This is a genomic window from Streptomyces flaveolus (assembly GCF_000716535.1).
GTDB lineage: Bacteria > Actinomycetota > Actinomycetes > Streptomycetales > Streptomycetaceae > Streptomyces > Streptomyces flaveolus_A.
Map to the genome: position 1 here is coordinate 16,760 of NZ_JNWV01000063.1, position 18,626 is coordinate 35,385.

Genomic DNA, 18,626 nt, shown 5'->3' on the forward strand with positions numbered 1-18,626 from the left:
TACACATGGACCGCGTGCACACCGGCCTTCAGAATGCTCAGCGGCGCGGGGCCCACGGTGGGGACCGCATGAGACCTGCGAAGGATCCCAACGTCGATGTCCGCCTTTCGCGCACCTGTACGTGCGTCCAGACGTCCCGCGGCAAGACCAATCGCTGTCGCTGTGGTCACGGCGCTGGCTGCCGGGGCCCTGTCGGTCACCGTGCCGGCCCATGCGTCGTCCGATGCTCCGGCACAGACAGCCGGCTCCGATGCGCAGAATGATCAGCCTGCAGCCGCCCCCACACGCCTCAATCCGACTGAAGCGGCGTCGGCGGAGGCGAAGGCAACCGGCAAGCCGGTGACCATCGACCAGCTCACCGACACCGGCACCACGGTGGTGGCCAATCCGGACGGAACCTTCACGCGGACCGACTCCTCTATGCCGCAGCGCGTGCAGCAGGACGGGAAATGGGTGCCCATCGATACCACCCTCGTGCGGCAGGCGGACGGAACCTGGGCACCCAAGGCGGCCGTCACGCCCGTGACCTTCACCGGTGGCGGCTCCGGCGCCATGGTGACCATGCGCGACGGGGCAGACAAGCTCAGCTTCTCCTGGCCGCACGCGCTGCCCAAACCCGTGGTTGCAGGAGACACCGCCACTTACCCAGAAGTGTTCCCTGGTGTCGACCTGCAACTGACCGCGGACGCCTCCGGCTACTCCTCGATCCTGGTGGTCAAAACACCCAAAGCCGCAACCGATCGGCGGCTACGCAAGCTCGCGCTGAACACCACCTCGAAGAACCTCACGCTGACCGCCACCTCGAACGGCGGGGCCCGAGCCACCGACAAGCACACCGGCAAGACGGTGTTCCACAGCGACACCGCACTGATGTGGGACAGCGCCGGCAACAAGACCGGCGGCCATCCGCCTGCCCGGATCGCGACCGCCGCCGCAGCCCGGGCCGAGCACAAGGCGGCCGCCGACGTCGGCAAGCACCGCGCCCAGGTGGAGGTGAGGCTCCGGTCAGGCAGGCAACTCCTCGGCCTGGATGAGAAGCTGCTGACCGCCAAGGCCACCACGTACCCGGTCTACGTGGACCCTGAGTGGAGTGGCAGGCCCTCCCAACTGGACTGGGCCCGCATCTCGGACAACGGGTGGAACGTCTACAACTCGACCTCCACCACCGGCTCGACCAACGCGCGCGAGGGATGGGACAACTCCTACCCCGGCAACGGCGAACGCGCCCGCACCTACTACCAGATGAACACCAGCGGCATCAAAGGTGCCGTGGTCACCCACGCCTCGCTGTACGTCAAACAGCTGTCCGCCGCCTCCTGCTCCGACACCCCGGCCGCCGTCTACGGCACCGACCGTCCCGCAGGATGGAGTTCCTCCTCGCTGTACTGGGGCCATGAGCCCGGGGGGCGTACCAGCTCACTGGGCACCAATCCGAAGAGTCACGAGGCCGGAACCTGCCCGGTCACCAGCGGTTCCGACTCCTGGGTCAGCCCACCGTCGCTTGAGTTCGACGTGACGTCCCGGGCACAGAGTGCGGCAGCCGGCGGCTGGAGCAGTATGACGCTGATGGTCCAGTCGCCCGACATGAACGACGCAACCCAGTGGAAGCAGCTCGCGTACGGCGGTGGAGCCACCATGTCCGTCACCTACAGCTACCGGCCCAAGCTCAAAAACGGCACCGGCACTCCCGCCATCAAGCCGTCCATCGTGAGCGCGGGCAACACGATGACCACCACCCACACCCCCACACTGTCGGCACGCGCGGTCAACCCCGACCTCGCCGGCGGCAGCGAACTGGTGCGCGTCGACTACCACGTCTTCAACTCCTCCGGCACCCTGGTTGGCCAGGGCTTCGGCCCCAACCTCGACTCCAAGAAGCGCGCCCGGTACAACACCAACGGCAGTGACTGGACCACACCGAGCCTGCCGGACGGCAAATACACCTGGAAAGCCACCGCACAGAACGCCGCCGGTTACTGGGCCGGGACCGGCTCCGGCATCTGGACGAAAACCCAGACCTTCACCGTGGACACCAGCGCGCCACCGGCCCCCACCGTTACCTCAAGTCAGTTCCCGGCCAAACAAATCGGCGCGGCCTTCGACAGCAAGGGCACCTTCGTCCTGAGCAACAACCACACCAACAACATCACCGGCTACCTGTTCCGCCTGGACGCCACCCTCGGCAACACGGTCTACAGCAGCAGCGGCGTCGTCCCCTGGGCGCCGGGCACGAAGATCACACCAGGCCAGGCCTACTACGCGACTTCCGACAATGGCCCCGGTACCGGCACCTCGGTCATCAACGGCAGCGCCTCCCCCGCCTTCGCCCCCGGTAAAGCAGGACCACACACGCTCTACGCGAAGGCCGTGGACCAGGCCGGCTCGACTTCTCTCACCCAGACGGCTTACGCCTTCTACGCCGGCACCAGCTCCCCGACCTACGCCTACGGCGACATGATGATCAGCGGCTGGACCGCCACCAACACCGACGGCACGACCACCACCGTGCCCAAAGCGACGACCACCAGCACCGGCGGCCAGCTGATCAGCCAAGCCGCCGGCAGCGGGTACGAGTTCGCCGACGGCTACCAAGCCATGCTCATCAACAAAAGCAGCACCTCCAAAGCCGTCAGCGGCGACAGCGCCACCTTCAGCTTCGACGTACCGAAAGATGGCCCCTGGAGCTTCGGGGTCAACCTGACCAAAGCCAAGGACTACGGCATCTACCGTCTGACCCTGGACGCGGGCAAGACCACTCAGTCCACCTTGATCAGCGGCTTCGACGCCTACAGCCCCTACGTCACCACCCAGTTCCTCAACCTGGGAATCCCCAAGGACACCACAGGTCAGCTCCTCACCCTCCAACAGGGCGTACACACCCTCACCCTCACCCTGACCGGCAAGGACCCCCGCTCGGCCGGCTACCAGGCGGGCATCGACGTACTGCGGCTCGCCCCGGCGCTGACCTGTGCGATCAACACCCCCGGCAGCTGCCTGAACAACACCGCCATTAGCACCTTCACCACGACGACCAGCCCGGCCGACGCCGACGGCTCGGGCAACAGCATCAACGCCGCCGACCTGACGAGCACCGCAGGCTGGCAGAGCAACAAGACGGTAACCATCGACGGCGCGGCCATCACCCTGCCGAAATTCGGCACCGGCACCTACGACAACATGCTGGCCTCCGGCCAGACCATCACCCTGCCGAGCAGCGGCGTGGTCAACACCGGCGACTCCGTCGTCTTCCTCGCCTTCGCCACCGGCGGCGCCGCCAAGGACGCCAGCGGCACCATCACCTACGCCAAGAACAACTGCCTGGACACCAACGGCGACCCCGCTGAGCAGCCGTACAAGCTGGACACGGTGCCGGACTGGACCAGTGGCCCGGCCTCCGCGGCATCGATCGCTCTCGTTCACCAGAACCACAGCAATAACACCCAGACCAGCCCGAGCTCCGGCCTGAAGGTCTATGCCATCAGCGTCCCGCTGCAGTGCCCTGGTTCGGTCATCAGCAGCATTTCGCTTCCGCTGTTCACCAACGGCGTCCAGGCCGGCCAGCCCAGCCTCCACGTCATCGGCCTGGGCGTGCGGCCAAGCACGATCAGCGGAAGCGGAACGAGCGCCCGGCACTGGGTCGGGACGTGGTCCTCAGTGCAGGACACCGCCAAGGTGCAGCTGTCCAGCGGGAGCAACGCCACCGTCAACGGGCAGACGCTGCGCATCCCGGCCCACGTCAGCATCGGCGCCGATGACGACAACGGCGCCGATGACAACGGAGTACGTATCCACCTGTCCAACGCCATGGGCGCCGCGCCCGTGACGTTCGACGCGGCCTCCGTCGCGCTGCAGGAGGGCACCGCAGGCGGGGCCACCGCTGTTGCAACGCCTACAGCGGTGACCTTCGGCGGCTCCGCCTCCGTCACCATCCCGGCAGGCGGTGACACCACCAGTGACCCCGTCACCCTCACCGTCGCGCAGCAGGCAACTCTCCTGGTGAGCCTTCAAGTGCACGGCTCGGTGTCCAGCATGCCCGGCCACGCAGTGGCTCGGACCCCCGTATGGGTCAGCAACGCCGGCAACCACACCGTTGACACTGCCGCCACCAACTACACACAGACCACATACACCGGTCTGCCCTTCCTGTCCGGCATCGACGTCACCACCCGGGCCTCCGCCCCTACCGGCTCGTTGGTCCTCTACGGCGACCAGAGCGTCAACGGCGACAGCGCAACCGGCGACGGCCGGCACCACCTCAGCGACGCCATCACCGACGCGCTGGTCAACGACCCCGTCGGCAACAACTCCGTCGACTACGGCGTCCTGAACGCCGGAACCAACAGCAGCAACCTGACCAACAACCTGCTCCCGCAGATCACCAACAGCACCACCCCGACCAACGCGCTCAATCCCCTGGACCGCAACGTCCTGGCCCAGGGCAATGCACGCACGGTCCTCATCTCCACCGGCGCCACCGACCTACTCAACTGCACCGGTGATGCCGACACCTGCGCCACCAGCGTCGAGGCCGGGCTGGCCTCACTCAACAGCCAGCTGAGCTCGTACTACACCGACGACGGCCAGTCCCACGACATCTACGGCAACCCGATCACCGAGAACGCCACCATCACCGTCTACCTCGCCACCATTCCGCCGTTCACCGCCGCCCACCCGGGCACCGCAGCACAGGAGTCGGCGCGCGAGCAGGTGAACAGCTACCTCCTCGACAACTACCCCTGGCAGGTCATCGACTTCGCAGCGGCCGTCTCCACGGACGGCACCGCCACCTCCTCGACCGTGAAGGCAGCCGACCTCGCCGGCGGCAATCCGTCCGACGCCTACTACGCCGACCTCGCCTCCCGCTACGTCAACGACATCGACATCAGTGTGGTCAGCATCGCGCCCAACATGGTCGTTCCGCTGGCTACTGGAAGCGACACCCCCCAGGACGACTGGCAACTGGACAGCGACGGCACCGACGCAAACGGGGACAACCCGTTCACCGCGCTCGGCGGCGCCACCTTCGACTCCAACGGACCCGACGCAGTCAACGCCAGCGCCGGCACGGCGTCCTTCGACGGCACCAGCGGATATCTGGAAAGCGACCACACCGCCGTGAACACCCTCGGCGACTACACCATCTCCGCCTGGGTGAAGATCAACTCAGCGGTCGACGCCACCGCCATCTGCCAAGGCACCAGCCAGCACCAGGCGTTCTACATCGGCTACGACAGCGGCAACAAGGGCTGGATGTTCCAGACCACCACCACCAACGACGCGAGCGCAGACTTCCCCACCGCCGAAGGAGACAACAGCACCGGAGCCGTGGGCACCTGGACACACCTTCTGGTCACCTACACAGCACCCGTCGACGGTGACATCAGCACCGGCGTGATGGCCATTTACCAGAACGGCACCCTGATGGGAACGGCTACCAACCCCACCCCCCAGTACGACTCCTCCCTGCCCCTGACCATCGGCGGCTGCATCAACGACACCGACACGACCACGCCGTACGCCGCCTTCCCCGGCTCCGTCTCGGACGTCCGCGTCTACCCGTACGCGATGCAAGCCGGCCAGGCCGGCGCCGAAAGCGTCATCGTGCCCTCCGGCTGGGACAAGGGCATGCCCGAGGACGAATGGAAGCTCGCCGCCGACGGCACCGACACCGCTTCCCTCAACCCGCTGAACGCCTCCGGCAGCGCCACCTTCAGCTCCGACGCACCAAGCGGCATGACCGGCAGCGTCGCGTTCGACGGAAGCACCGGCTTCCTCAAGAGCAAGCAGAGCGCGGTCAACACACTCGGCGACTACACCGTCTCCACCTGGGTGAAGATCAACTCCGCCCTTGGCACCACCGCCGTCTGCCAGGGCACCACACAGCACCAAGCCTTCTACCTCTCCTACGACAAGCCCAGCCAAGCCTGGATGTTCCAGACCACCACCACCAACGACGAGAACGCCGACTTCCCCACCGCCGAAGGCGACAGCAACACCGCACCGATCGGCATCTGGACCCACCTCGTCGCCACCTACCGGGCACCGGTCACCGGAGACTCCAACACCGGCACCATGGCCCTCTACCAAAACGGCAGCCTGATGGGAACCGCCACCAACCTCAGCCCCCAATACGACTCCTCCCTCCCCCTGACCATCGGGGGCTGCGCAAACAGCGCCTCAGCCACCACCCCCTACCTGGCCTTCCCCGGCTCCGTGTCCGACGTCCACGTCTACCCGCGAGCCCTGACGACGGCCGAAGTCAGCGCCCTGCACTAACCAATATTCGGCCGCGGGCCCGCCGCTCCTGTTTTCATGAGCGGCGGGCCCACCTATACGTGCACATGGGTGTCCGTGGTTACTGGGCGGCTACAAAAGCCGCACTGGCAGCGCCTCGCTGCCGAATGCGGCCCGGAAGACGGACCTATGGAGCCGCTCGGCCTCGGCCGTGATGCCGCGCTTGCGGCCGGCCCGCTTGAGCGCGGCCTCCAATTGCGTGCGGGTCAGACGCGCGGCTCGGGTCAGCGTCGGGGCCGCCTTCAAGAGTTCCCGGGCCTCCGGCCGGCACAGACCGTTGCGCCAGGGCTCGAAGGCCGCCAGGGCGGCCGGGTAGTACTCACGCAGGAGAGAACGTAGCTGGTTGGCCAGCTGCTGACGGTTCCAGAGTGAGTCCTGCTGAGCACGGGCGAGCACGGCGACGGCCCGGCCGAGATCGCTGTCATTGGGCAGCGGCCGGTGGGCGTGCATGTCGGTGCGCAAGATGTTCGCCAGGACCAGGGCGTCGCCGGGGTCGGACTTCTTGCGCGAGACCGAATGCCGGTCGCGGTAGCGGGCGGCGGCCATCGTGTTGATCGCGAACGCCTGCCGCTTGCCGGTCCGAAGCACGTGGGGATCTTCGAGGACGACAGCGAACCCTCCTTCGAGGGCTGGCTCGCCGAGCGTCTGGAGGGTCTCGCACCCGGCATCCGCTCGGAGGCCGAGCGCTGGACCCGCGTCCTGCGTGACGGTGGCCCCCGCAACCTCCCGCGACGGGAAGGCACGGTCTGGCTCTACCTCAACCGTGTCCGGCCGGCCCTGCTGGAATGGTCGGACCGTTATGACCACCTGCGGGAAGTGACCCGCGACGACGTCCGGACCTACATCAAGACACTGCACGGCCACCAGCGGCGTGACCAACTCGCGGCCCTGCGCTCGCTGTTCGCCTGGGCTAAGCGGAATGGGCTGCTTTTCCGCAACCCGACCAGCCGGATCAAGGTCGGCCAGTACGAGTACGGCGTGCTGCAGCCGCTAGTCCCCGCCCAGGTCGGCCGGTCCGTCGCGGCGGCCACCACCCCGGCAACACGACTCATCCTTGCCTCGCAGCGGTGCACGCCGCCCGGGTCGCCCAGATCGGCATGCTCATGCTCGACGACGTCGACCTCGGCAACCGACGGCTGACCATCGCCGGACGCGTCCGCCCGCTCGACGACCTCAACCTGAAACTGCTGCTGGACTGGCTGGAGCACCGGCGAAACCGGTGGCCGAGCACCGCGAACCTCCATCTGCTGATCAACAACCAGACCGCCACCGAGACCAGCCGCACCAGCAACCACTGGATCAGCGCCTCGATGCGCGGCCAGGACGCGACGCTGGAGCGGCTCCGCGTCGAACGGCAGCTCGAAGAGGCCCTGACCTACGGGCCCGATCCGCTGCACCTCGCCCAGGTGTTCGGGCTCGACGAGAAGACCGCAATGCGCTACGCGGACTCCGCACGGGCACTGCCGAGCACTCGGCATCGCCCTCGAGAAAAGAACTTGGCGCGGATTGATGGGACTTGAAGAATGACGGCCATGCAGACTCGACAGGCACGGCCTGATGACGCATCAGCGGTCGCCGGTGTTTACGTGCGCTCCTGGCAGGCGGCCTTTGCCGGTCTTGTCCCCCGGCACTACCTCGACGCCATGGACCCAAGCCGCGAAGAGTCCGAGTGGAAGACACGCATCGCGGAGACACGATGGCCATCGTCGGGAGTACTGGTAGCCGAAACCGAGGCGGGGATCGTCGGATTTGCAGGCTTCGGCCCGTCTCAGGAGACCCCTGCCGTCGCGGAAATCGGCACGCTTTACGCGATGCCCGAGCTCTGGGGCACTGGGATCGGGAAGCACTTGATGCTGGCCACGTTGACGGCTCTCCGACAGGCCGAGTACACGCAAGCCACCTTGTGGGTCCTGGAAGACAATCGTCGCGCCCGGCGCTTCTACGAAGCTGCTGGCTGGCGCGCAGACGGCGCAGCCGTTGAAGACACCACCGGTGGGGCTTCTCTCAACAAGTTGCGGTACCGCCGCTCTCTTGGCTGACCCGCTCGGCGTCTTGTCCGCCCAGGGGACCAGGAACGGCAAGGTCGCGAGTTGGCCTCGAACCCACGGAAGCAACTCCGCAGAGCACGACGACGGACCCTTGAGTTCCCACCGAGAATCCTTCAGTTTGCGTGAACTCGCGGGACTCTCCAGGCGTGAATAGTTGCGGTACGGAAAGTGCCGCTGAAAACGATCACGGTCCGGTCGGCGCGAGGGTACTGACCCGATTCTCGGACTCGCGACGGGCCTTGCGCTGGGCCTCTCGGTAGAGGGTCTGGTACCGGCGAGGCGCCCAGTAGCGGCGGCCGGCCTCCTCCAGCAAGGCGACCGTGTTGGCGACCTTCGCCTCGGTGGTGTCCGCGAACACGAACGCGAGTGGCACCAGGCCCTCCCGGCGAGTCGGCGGGTAGCCCCGCCGTCACAGCCGCTGCTCGTGGCCGATGGAGTCGGTGGCGCCATTACTGGCCAGGTACTTGGCGTACTTGTCCGCGTCCGACGGCAGCAGCCGGCCCCACTCCCAGTACCGGCGCAGCTTGTGCACCAGGTCGTGCGCGTCCTCGGTGCGGCGGTCGATCTCCAGCAGCAGCACCGGCACCCCGGCCTCCCGCGCCCGCACCACCAGATCGGCCCGCTGAACGTACCCGTTGCCAAGCCGGTGCGGAACCTCGGTGGCGAAGCCGAGCCGGTGCCCGATCCCCACGCGGTGGAGTTCGGCGGCCGTCGAGGTGACCGCGGCGGCGTGGTCGTCGTAACCGGTACCCAGCAGCTCCCCGGTGTTCGCACTCCTGCTTGCGCAGCGCGGAAATCCGTATGCCCTTCGGCTGCAGCAGCTTCTTCGCCTCGCCGCGGCCTCGCTTGGGCAGCACCCACACCTGCCGCTGGTCTTCCCGGACCAGTTCGATCCTCACCAGGTGGTGGTCCTGAAGATCCAGGAGATTGTCCCGCGTGAGCTTGTCGTGCCGGTTGTCCGGACGGGTCAGCTTCCACAACTGGTCGGGTGTTCTGGAAGATCCCCAGCGCTTGCAGCAGCTCCCTGCGCCGGGGCTCTGTCGAGTTCTTCCTCTGAGCAGGTGTCGGCGGTCACGTAATTCCCCACGATCTGCATGATCAGCGCCACGTAATTCCCCACCCGCGTGTTCACGATTCCCCACCGGGGCGCCGGCCGTCGATGGTGCCGCCGACCATGTTCGAACTAGCGTGATGTTCCCTGTTCCGGGTGGTTTGATCATTGATTAGTCATTCCTTGCGAATCGGCCGGGTTCCCCCTGGGCATGCCGGTGCCCGGGTTGAGGGTCTGGGCCTCTCAGAGCCATCGCGGTCTCTCGACCTGCGAGCCGAGAGGTCGACGGACGCACCGGATGGCAAGGAGGTTCAATGACCGAGTCAAGCCGTTTACGAGACCGGAGGAGCTGGTGTGAACAGCCGGTTGTCCCGAAGTAGCGCCTATAGGACATCGATCCTCCGTCGGGCCACCGCAATGACGGCCTGGACATGTTTCGGGCCCTCGCTGCGCTTCTCGAGGTAGAAGTTGCGGTTGGGACCCTCGCGCATGATGCTCACCTGCGCGGAGAGATAGAAGACCCTGCGCAGGCGGCGGTTGTAGCGTTTGGGGCGATGCAGGTAGAGATCGCGCTGACCAGATCGCTCGGGGCATGACCCACCTCTCGTACTCGGCTCATGCAGGCACGGGGACGACGCGGCGGCGCACGAAGACTCAGGACTTCAGGCTCGCCAGTGCCGGGCGGTCCAGGACCCTCTCCATCTTGCCGCTCTGGCCTGCCAGCACCAGGCCGAAGTGGCCGGGCACCAGCTGCGCCCACATGCCGAAAAGCATCTCCAGGAAGACCGTGCGCAGCTCGTGGGCGCGAGCACCACTACCAGGCGCGGGGTGCGGGTAAGTCCGGCGACGATGAGGTTTTCAGCGTCCGCCAAGCGCCGCGGGCGGAGCTCGTGGACGCCACGACACCGCGGCGAGCTCGCGGACAAAGGGGGCACCGTGCACGGTCGTTGCCACATCGACCCGGAAACACAGCCGCATTGCCCCTCAGGCTGTGTCAACCACCGGGTCCTCGTAGACGAGTCGACCGATCTCGCAGCCGACATACGGGCGTGGCCGCCCTGGAGGAAGCGCTGGCGCGACGACCTTGAAGACGCTGCGCAGCGCCTCCCCCGTGTAGTCGTCAAGGCGATTCGTAGCTCTCAACCACACGCTTCCCGTGGGTAGTTCCTCTACCTCCGTAAAGGCACCCGACTCGCGCAGTCGAGCGACGCCGCCGAGGCGATCGGCGATGCGTGCGGAGCACACGGTCACCCACGGATATCCGCGAAGCACATCCTGGCTCTCCTGGATCCCCTTCAGCGGGCTCAGCCCCAGCCGGTCCTCCAGCATCGTTTCCCCACCGTGACCGCCGTCATCAGTGACACAGCCGAAAGTGATCGGAACCCTCAGCGCAAAACGCCTGAGATGCTCGACCGCGGAATCCACATCCAATGACGAAATGACCCTATGACACGAGTGCGCGCCAGGCTCTCCAACCCCATATTCCAGCCGCAGCCGATGCCATTCACCGTCCTCGCTGACAGACTGAACGGAAACCTTGGCCTGACTGGCCCCGTATCGGCGCCCCGATTCCCTCAGTTCCAGAATCCAGAATTCACTGTCCGCAGGCCGCTTGGCCACTCTCCCGAGGAAGTTGCTCCAATTCTTTTCGGACCAGGCCTTCCGGACCCGGACCCTACCCTGTAGTAGGTCCTGCTCGGTCAGCGAGGCCCAGATACCCCCAGGGGGCCCCAGCACACCCTCACCCTTCTTCGGAATGCACAATTCGGGACCGTTCTGCAGGCTACGAAGGAGGGGAGAAAAAATCCCCTCAGCGGCCGTCACGAACCACTCGACCACAATTCCGGAGACGTCCGCGTCCGATGCCCGCAGGTCCATCTCAACTCTCACTACTTCCTCCTTACCGCTGAAACAGCCTGGCAGGCCATCCCGTCACCGGGACGACCTGCCAGGCAGTGCACGAAGTCACATTGCCTTACGGTCGCCCAGGACGCCCGCAGGTTCTGGTCACCGGGAACCGCTTCAGGGGAGATGAGCCCGTGACCGTCTCCCGCGTCGGCAGCAAGTACCTGTACGTGACCCTCCACTGCCGGGACCAGGCCAACCCACCTACGGCAGAGGCGATCTTGTGACCTCACAAGGTCCGATGCCGAACGCCTCCCAACAAGTGGGGACGTTCACGTGTTCGTGGCTGGGGAGCCAAGACCGACGCTGTCGGCGTCGGCCGTTGTCAGTCCCACCAAAAGGACCAAAGGGGAGAGTTGACGAGTGAGGCGGCGTAGTCGGAATACGGGACGGTGCCGTCGTTGATGTTGTCGGCGCCGGTCAGCACATGTTCGAGAGCGAGGTGGGTGGCGTGATCGGCGTCCCGGGGCGGGCGGGCGACGGAGACGTGCATCGTGGCGCCGTCAAAGGCGACGACCTGCGCACCGAAGCGGTCCTCCCAGCTGCGGAGCAGGGCGCACAGCAGGGGCAAAGGGGCTTCCGCCTGCCAGCCCATGACGGCGGGAATGTCGGCGGGGCGGGTGGCCGGAACAAGGGCCAGATGAGGTTTGGGCAGTCGGTAAGGGCCGGCCATGAGCCGGGCAATGGCGGTGCGGGCGGCGGCATCAGAGTCGGCTCCGGCCAGGGAAGGGATGCCGGCCGCCAGGCCGGGCCACCGGTCGAACGGCGCCCCGGGATCCTCGTCCCATGGTTCGACGCCCTCAGGCAGGTCCTGCGGTTCTTGCGGCGCTGCAAGCTGCCTCAGCTGGAGAGCTCGATAGGAGCGCCAGTCCCGTTCCAGCACGTCATGAAGGTCCAAGGCGTCGACGGCCGCAAGGGCGGTGGGCCGCCCAGGACCGTAAAGGGTGGAGGCGAGCACTGGCCACAGTCCGGATTCCTCCCGTGCACTCTGGAAGTGCGTCCACGACCCCACGGGATCCGAAACTGGTTCCTCGGACAGCCACACGCGCCATGAGGGGGCGTCGCCTCGGATGACTTCGGGGAGACAACGGCCTGGCGGAAGCCCATCGGGCAGCGACGAGAACATGCGCGCACGTTAGCCGCGGTCACTGAGCCTTTTCAGTGTGGCCACCGATCGGGTGATGACCTTGGTGCCCGCAACGGACAGGGCTCCCGTGCCGTTGGGTGAGGTGTTCGAAGTCTCAACCTGCCGGTCCAGGAGCCCTGTTGGTTCCCTATCCTGCCGCACTCGACCTGCCTCATGCGCTGGTCGAGTGGGTCACGATGCTTATCGTCACCCGTGAGGGTGACCGCCGCTGCAAGCTCCCGCCGCACCAGCGCGCCCTCGTCGCTCTCGCCTACCTGCGCAAGCACGACACCCTCGCGCAGATCGCCGCCGGGTTCGGCATATCCGTCGGCACCGCCCACGCCTACACCACCGCCGTCGTGCGGCTCCTCGCCGACCGGGCGCCGGGCCTGCTCAAGACCCTGCGCGAGCACGACCCGGACTACGTGCTCCTGGACGGCACCCTCAGCGAGTGCGACCGCCTGGGCGACGGACGCGCCGATTACTCCCACAAGCACCGGCGTCACGGCGTGAACGTGCAGGTCGTCACCGATCCCGAAGGCCAGCTTCTGTGGATCTCGCCGGCCTTGCCGGGCCGTGCTCACGATCTGGCCGCCGCACGCACCCACCGCATCATCCGAATCTGCGAACGCCAGGGCGTCCCGATCATCGCCGACCGCGCCTACATCGGCGCCGGCTCCTGGGCCACCACCGCCATCCGCCGCCCGCCCAACGGCGAACTGTCACCGACCGAACGGACGCTGAACCGGGCACTCGCCCAGGCCCGAGCTCCCGTCGAACGAGGCGTCGCCCGCCTGAAGGCCTGGCGGATCTTTCGCCGGAGCCGCTGCAGCCCCAACCGCATGACAGACATCGCCGCCGCGGTCCTCACCCTGGAGAGGCAACGCTGAAAAGGCTCACTGACACCGACCATGCCTGATCCGCCGGCCCGCCACCCACCGACAACACCCGCCGCCGGGCCGACAAGCTCACCCCCGAACGCCGCGCCGAGCTGGACCAGCTCGGGATGCGCTGGTCGTCCGCGACGGCAGCGGGCCGCGACCGTCCGGAACCGGCCGAAACGATGGCGGTTCCTGGTGGGCTGGAGCACACCCGATCGGACACCGGGGGCGGCGGGCGGCGAGCACCCGCCCCCGGCGTCCCACACAGCCGTGACCACACCCACGACCCCCCAGAACCGCAATGACCGAGAACCACGGACCACCCCACGCCGCGCGCCGCCGCGCTCGCTCTGATCATCACGGCCGCGTTGGACGAAGCCGCCCGCAACGACCCCACCGCCGCAGACAGCCCGCCCCCGGCCAACTGGGAGATCTACAACTGCCTGACCGCCGTGCTGGAGACATGGCACGCCGACGGCACGCTGAGCGAGGACTCCCTGCGGCTCACCGAACACCTCGCGGTCGAGCTGTGCGCCTACCTCTTCCAGCGATTCGGCCAGGCCCCCGACCGGTTCGGCAGGTGGCTGTGCGACTTCGGTGACCAGGTCGCCCGCACCCAGCAGCACGCGCACCCCGCCGGCCCCACCGCGATCGAGATCCTGTCGGTCGTCGCCGGCGGCTTCGCCCCCCGTCGGGAGGGGCCCGCCGGGACTGAAGGGGAACGGCTCCTCCGTCTCGCCGTGCCCTACCTGGAGTACCTACGCCCCAGTCACGAGGTGGAAGACGCACGGGAGATCGCCCTCACGTTCACTTTGTGGGCGGGCCCGCAACTGGCCGCGCTGCTCGGCCACGACTACGGGCGGATCCACGCCTACACCAGCGCCCGGAACTGATCGGCAACGCCATGAGCGACCGGGCCCAGACAAGAGGGCGGTACCCCTGGGGTGTCGCCCTCTGTCAGAGGTCGTTTTCTCCCGATGTTTTATCCCGGAAACGGCTGTTTGGTCTGTGGTGTCGGGTCGCGCCAGGAGATGGTGTTCTCGCCGGTGAGGCGGCGGGCCATGAGGTCGGTCATGGCGAGGCGGATCATGGCTTCGGAGCGGACAGGCAGGGTCTCGTAGTCGCGGGCCAGGCGGCGGTGGAGCATGAGCCAGCCCTAGGTGCGCTCGACCGCCCACCGCTTCGGGATCGGGGTGAAACCCTTGGTCCCGGGTGTGCGTGCGCTGATCTCCATGCCGATGCCGAGGGTGGCGGCATGTTCGACGAGGTGCTGGCGGTAGCCGCCGTCTACCCAGACCTTGCGGATGCCGGGGTGCTCGGCGGCAACCTGGTCCAGGAGACGGGTGCCGGCCACGGAATCCTGCACACTCGCCGCGGTGACCAGCACCGCGAGCAGGAGTCCGAGCGTGTCGGTGACGATGCTCCGCTTGCGTCCCACGATCTTCTTCCCGGCATCGGTGCCCTGGCTGGAGGCGGGGACGCTGGTGGAGGTCTTGACGCTCTGTGCGTCGATCACGCAGGCCGATGGCTCGCCGTTCCGTCCTTCCTTCTCCCGTAGGACTTGCCTGAGCAGACCGTTGAGCTGGGCGAACACGCCGTCTTGCTGCCACTTGGCGAAGTAGCCGTAGACCGTGTTCCAGTGCGGGAAGTCGTGCGGGAGATAGCGCCACTGGACCCCGGTGCGGTCCACGTACAAGATCGCGTCCATGATGTCGCGCAGGTCATGTTCCGGCGGCCGGCCGAAGTCCAGGGCCCGGCCGCGGCGCTCGAAGCGCCAGGCAGAGAGCACCGGCTCGATCAACTCCCAGCGGGCATCGGACAGATCACTCGGATACGGGCGTCGCGTCGGCATGTTTCCGGCGTACCGCCACAGACCCAAGTGCGCCCAGGCGCACAGCGACGACAACGGAAGCACGAGTCCGCGAAGGCCGGGCGTCCTGGGATGAGACAGGTGCAAGACACTACCCGCCTCACCTGCCACCCCACCTGGCCGGCAAGAATCAATCCGCATCTTCAGCAGCACGAGCACCACAACCCGGCGGTCCGACAATCGGTGAATACACGGGCAGTCTCGGCGAAAACGACCTCTCAAAGAGCGTTTTGTCCCGGCGAGGTTGTTTGGCGGAGCTTCGGGGGGCGAGTGGGTCTGCGACTGCTGAGGCCAGAGTGGTTTCAATGCGGACTGTGCGACAGGAGACTCCATATCTCTGCCCGTTTGAGTCGAGTCGCTCCTGTCTGATCCCAAAGCGCCCCCGGTTGACTCTGTTTGCGCCCTGGGAGCGCGTCATGCCCGACGGTACTACCGAAACATGACGCGACACCGCCCCTACCCCAGCGACGTCTCCGATGCCCGCTGGGAGTTGATCGGCCCCGCCCTCACCGCCTGGCGAGCCGAGCGCAGAGGCAAGGGCCTGGACATCGGCCGCCCACCCGAACACGACCTGCGCCGCATCATGGACGCCATCCTCTACGTCGACCGCACCGGCATCCCCTGGCGCTACCTGCCGCACGACTTCCCGCCGTGGGAGACCGTCTACGGCTACTTCGCCGCCTGGCAGAAGGAAGGCGTCTTCGGCCAACTCAACGGCCTGCTACGCCGCCTGGTCCGGGAAGCTGAAGGCCGCAGTGCCGAGCCGAGCGCCTGCGTGCTGGACGCGCAGAGCGTCAAGACCTCCGCCAACGTGCCCGCGGCCGGCCAAGGCATCGACGCAGGCAAGAAAATCGCAGGTCGCAAGCGCCACATCGGTGTCGACACCCTCGGCCTGCTGCTTGCCGTCTGGGTGAGCGCGGCGAGCGTCTCCGACAACACCGGCGGCATCCATCTGCTCTCCCAGATCTCTGCCGCAACCCCTCGAGTGACCAAGGCATGGGCCGACACCGGCTACCGGACCAAGGCCATCGACCACGGCGCTCGCCTCGGAATCGACCTCGAAGTCGTCCAACGCGACCCCGGCGTCAAAGGGTTCAAGGTGATCCCCCGACGCTGGGTGGTCGAGCGGACCTTCGGCTGGCTCATGCACCACCGTCGGCTCGCCCGTGACTACGAGACCCACCCGCACCGCTCCGAAGCCATAATCCACGTCGCGATGATCGACCTCATAAGCCGACGACCACCCGCGAATCCACACCGAACTGGCGTGACACCTGAACCTCGAACCAAACAACCTCGCCGGGACAAAACGCTCTTTTAGACCGTGTCCTACATGGTCAGTTAGCAGTTGTGCCGGGTATGGGGAGTGGGCGGTGGGGATGGATTGTTCCGGATGGCTTGTGGGAGATCGCGAGGCCGCTGCTGCCGTCGGCGCGGGTGCGTCCGCAGGGCGGTGGGGTCGCGAACATTGATGACGAGGCGGTTTTCGCTGCGATCGTCTACGTGCTGGTCAGTGGCTGCGCCTGGCGGGCCCTGCCGCCGTGCTTCGGGGCGTCGAAGTCGACGGTGCATCGCCGGTTCCTCATCTGGTCCCGGGCCGGCGTCTGGGGGCAGCTGCACGAGAAGGTGCTCCAGCTCCTGGACGGCCAGGACCTGATCGATCTATCGCGCGCTGTCCTCGACTCCGCCCATGTCCGCGCTAAAAAGTGCCCCTCTGGCTTCCGTCAAACGGTATTGATCTTGGGCGGTTCGTAGAACGTGCCGTCGCGGAGCATGGCGAAGAGGACGTCGATGCGGCGTCGGGCCAGGCAGACGATCGCGGCGACGTGGTGTTTTCCCTCGCGTCGTTTCCTGTCGTAGTAGGCCCGGGAGGCGGGCTGGGACAGTGAGGCGAACGCAGCGAGGTAGAAGGCTCGCTTGAGCTGTTTGTTGCCTCGCCGTGCCGGGTGCTCGCCGCGGATCGAGGAGCCGGACCGGCGGGTGGCGGGTGCCAGACCGGCGTAGGCGGCGAGGTGGCCTGCGGTGGCGAAGCCGCTGCCGTCACCGACGTCGATCAGGATGCGGGCTGCGGTCCTGACCCCGATGCCCGGCATCGAGGTCAGGACCTGGGAAAGAGGGTGTGCCTCCAGCAGTTCCTCGATCCTGGCGGCGAGGAGTCGGCGCTGGCCGAGCACGGCGGCCAGCGAAGCGGCCAGGCTGGGGATGATCAGCGCAGCAGCGTCGGTGCCGGGCACGACGACGCTCTGTTCATCGAGCGCGTCGAAGATGTCCTCGACGAGCCGTTCTGCCATGCGCGGTGCCTTGGTCCGCAGCAGGGATATCAGCCGTCGTCTGCCGGCTTTCCGTAACTGGGCTGGGGATCCGTGGCGTTCGAGCAGGAACAGGACGGCCGGGTGCTCCAGGCGAGGACCCAGGACCCGCTCGAGCGAGGGATGGATCTGGGTCAGCAGCCCGCGCAGACGGTTCTTGGTGCGGGTGACCTCGCCGGCCAGGTCATCGTCGAATCCCACGATCATGTTCAGCTCGGCGACGGTCTCGTCGTCCGGCGCCAGGTCCCGCAGGGTGTGCGGCATGGTGCGGGCGGCATCGGCGATGACCGCAGCGTCCCGGGCGTCGGTCTTGGACTCACCGGGGTAGAGGTCGGCGATCCGCCGCATCGTCAGTCCCGGCAGATAGGCGACACGACAGCCGGCATCCCGCGCGACGGCAAGCGGCAGAGCCCCGATCGAGGCCGGCTGGTCCACCACGACCAACACCGTTCCGTGCCTGGACTGGAGTTTCTCGAACAGCTCACGCAGCCGCGGTTCAGTGTTGGGCAGCGGTTTGTCGAACACCTTCTTGCCCGCCGGAGTCAGGGCGGTCCCGTGATGCTCACCCTTACCGACGTCCAGCCCGAGGTAGACATCGATCCCACCCGCGTCGCTCACTCACCCTCCCCAGCAGACACCCTTCCCGGCCTCCGCTGCGGCATCAGCGTGCCGGCATCCACGTTACGAAGGCCTGTCCATCCCAGAGAGTGCGGATGAAGCGGTCATGCCCCTGATCAGCGGTCTGCCAATGCCTCCCGGCCCGGTGACACCACTTTTTCGACCATGATCGACAAGGGGCGCAAGTCATACCGGACCCGGAGACCGGGAACCCCGTTGCGGGGCCACGAAAAAGGTAACGGGGGCGAACTTGCAGGTCCGAGCCCCGTGGACCGGGGTAAGCCCGGTTCCAAGATGCACGTCCTGTCGGATGCGAACGGACTGCCTCTACGCGTCGGACTCTCCGCAGCCAACACCCACGACAGCCTCGCTCTGAAGCCGATGCTGTCCCATTTCCACATGGGACACGAATCCCACGCGAACGATTCCAAGCCCGGGCGTCTTCACGCCGACAAGGCGTACGACATCCCTCACCTGCGGCGATGGTTATGGGGCAAGCACATCGGCGTCCGCATCGCACGCAA

At 66.9% G+C, this 18,626-nt stretch carries 12 protein-coding genes and 5 pseudogenes; 9 read left to right on the forward strand and 8 right to left on the reverse strand.

The window, feature by feature from the left end; translation table 11 throughout:
- Positions 1 to 162 precede the first annotated feature (162 nt).
- Positions 163 to 6,276: a LamG-like jellyroll fold domain-containing protein gene (locus tag OO52_RS50400; RefSeq protein ID WP_158712636.1), complete on the forward strand. Its 6,114-nt coding sequence runs from the start codon at positions 163 to 165 to the stop codon at positions 6,274 to 6,276.
- A 114-nt stretch (positions 6,277 to 6,390) separates the two neighbouring features.
- On the opposite strand, the pseudogene OO52_RS42565 reads toward OO52_RS50400, so the two are convergent.
- A pseudogene (locus OO52_RS42565) lies at positions 6,391 to 7,095 on the reverse strand (IS110 family transposase); the annotation flags it as partial.
- Here OO52_RS42565 and OO52_RS53580 point away from each other — a divergent pair.
- Genes OO52_RS53580 through OO52_RS42575 form a run of 3 tightly spaced genes read left to right on the forward strand, consistent with a single transcriptional unit; the run spans position 7,075 to position 8,333 of the window.
- Positions 7,075 to 7,434 carry a hypothetical protein gene (locus tag OO52_RS53580; RefSeq protein ID WP_432422520.1) on the forward strand — a complete coding sequence of 120 codons (360 nt, stop codon included), beginning with the start codon at positions 7,075 to 7,077 and terminating at the stop codon, positions 7,432 to 7,434. The pseudogene OO52_RS42565 and the gene OO52_RS53580 overlap by 21 nt on opposite strands.
- Positions 7,362 to 7,814: a hypothetical protein gene (locus OO52_RS53585; protein ID WP_051847955.1), complete on the forward strand. Its 453-nt coding sequence runs from the start codon at positions 7,362 to 7,364 to the stop codon at positions 7,812 to 7,814. The genes OO52_RS53580 and OO52_RS53585 overlap by 73 nt, the downstream gene beginning before the upstream one ends.
- A gap of 12 nt (positions 7,815 to 7,826) precedes the next feature.
- Complete coding sequence (locus OO52_RS42575; RefSeq protein WP_030940447.1) at positions 7,827 to 8,333, forward strand: GNAT family N-acetyltransferase; 507 nt, start codon at positions 7,827 to 7,829, stop codon at positions 8,331 to 8,333.
- A 193-nt stretch (positions 8,334 to 8,526) separates the two neighbouring features.
- Here OO52_RS42575 and OO52_RS53590 read toward each other — a convergent pair whose 3' ends face one another.
- From OO52_RS53590 to OO52_RS48870, 5 genes and pseudogenes are all read right to left on the reverse strand, one after another.
- Complete coding sequence (locus tag OO52_RS53590; protein ID WP_234339965.1) at positions 8,527 to 8,715, reverse strand: hypothetical protein; 189 nt, start codon at positions 8,713 to 8,715, stop codon at positions 8,527 to 8,529.
- A gap of 36 nt (positions 8,716 to 8,751) precedes the next feature.
- Positions 8,752 to 9,033, reverse strand: coding sequence for a hypothetical protein (locus OO52_RS53595; protein WP_234339964.1), 282 nt, complete (start codon positions 9,031 to 9,033; stop codon positions 8,752 to 8,754).
- Between the two features lie 743 nt (positions 9,034 to 9,776).
- Positions 9,777 to 9,983: pseudogene (locus OO52_RS48865) on the reverse strand (transposase); the annotation flags it as partial.
- Positions 9,984 to 10,377: 394 nt separating this feature from the next.
- The gene (locus tag OO52_RS42585) at positions 10,378 to 11,283 is read right to left on the reverse strand and encodes a hypothetical protein (protein ID WP_030940444.1); all 906 of its coding nucleotides are present in this window, start codon (positions 11,281 to 11,283) and stop codon (positions 10,378 to 10,380) included.
- 340 nt (positions 11,284 to 11,623) lie between these two features.
- Positions 11,624 to 12,181 (reverse strand): DUF4253 domain-containing protein, encoded by a 558-nt coding sequence (locus OO52_RS48870; protein WP_234317258.1) that lies wholly within the window; start codon positions 12,179 to 12,181, stop codon positions 11,624 to 11,626.
- A 383-nt stretch (positions 12,182 to 12,564) separates the two neighbouring features.
- On the opposite strand from OO52_RS48870, the gene OO52_RS42595 reads away from it, so the two are divergent.
- Together OO52_RS42595 and OO52_RS42600 are read left to right on the forward strand one after the other, a co-directional pair.
- Positions 12,565 to 13,314: an IS5/IS1182 family transposase gene (locus tag OO52_RS42595; RefSeq protein WP_030940438.1), complete on the forward strand. Its 750-nt coding sequence runs from the start codon at positions 12,565 to 12,567 to the stop codon at positions 13,312 to 13,314.
- A gap of 359 nt (positions 13,315 to 13,673) precedes the next feature.
- Entirely contained in the window at positions 13,674 to 14,198 is a 525-nt protein-coding gene (locus OO52_RS42600) for a hypothetical protein (RefSeq protein ID WP_030940435.1), read from the forward strand.
- Between the two features lie 89 nt (positions 14,199 to 14,287).
- Here OO52_RS42600 and OO52_RS42605 read toward each other — a convergent pair.
- Positions 14,288 to 15,157: pseudogene (locus OO52_RS42605) on the reverse strand (IS5 family transposase).
- Between the two features lie 457 nt (positions 15,158 to 15,614).
- On the opposite strand from OO52_RS42605, the pseudogene OO52_RS42610 reads away from it, so the two are divergent.
- Positions 15,615 to 16,453, forward strand: a pseudogene (locus OO52_RS42610) (IS5 family transposase).
- A gap of 81 nt (positions 16,454 to 16,534) precedes the next feature.
- Positions 16,535 to 16,882: pseudogene (locus OO52_RS42615) on the forward strand (transposase); the annotation flags it as partial.
- A gap of 17 nt (positions 16,883 to 16,899) precedes the next feature.
- Here OO52_RS42615 and OO52_RS42620 read toward each other — a convergent pair.
- Positions 16,900 to 18,102, reverse strand: coding sequence for an IS110 family transposase (locus OO52_RS42620; protein WP_030659211.1), 1,203 nt, complete (start codon positions 18,100 to 18,102; stop codon positions 16,900 to 16,902).
- 165 nt (positions 18,103 to 18,267) lie between these two features.
- Here OO52_RS42620 and OO52_RS53600 point away from each other — a divergent pair.
- Positions 18,268 to 18,626: transposase (locus OO52_RS53600; protein WP_280923320.1), on the forward strand; the 359-nt coding region annotated here is incomplete at its 3' end.

What these genes read in the sequence shown, in the direction of transcription:
- OO52_RS42575 (WP_030940447.1), top strand. Translation starts at nt 7,827, where the DNA reads ATGCAGACTCGACAGGCACGGCCTGATGACGCATCAGCGGTCGCCGGT.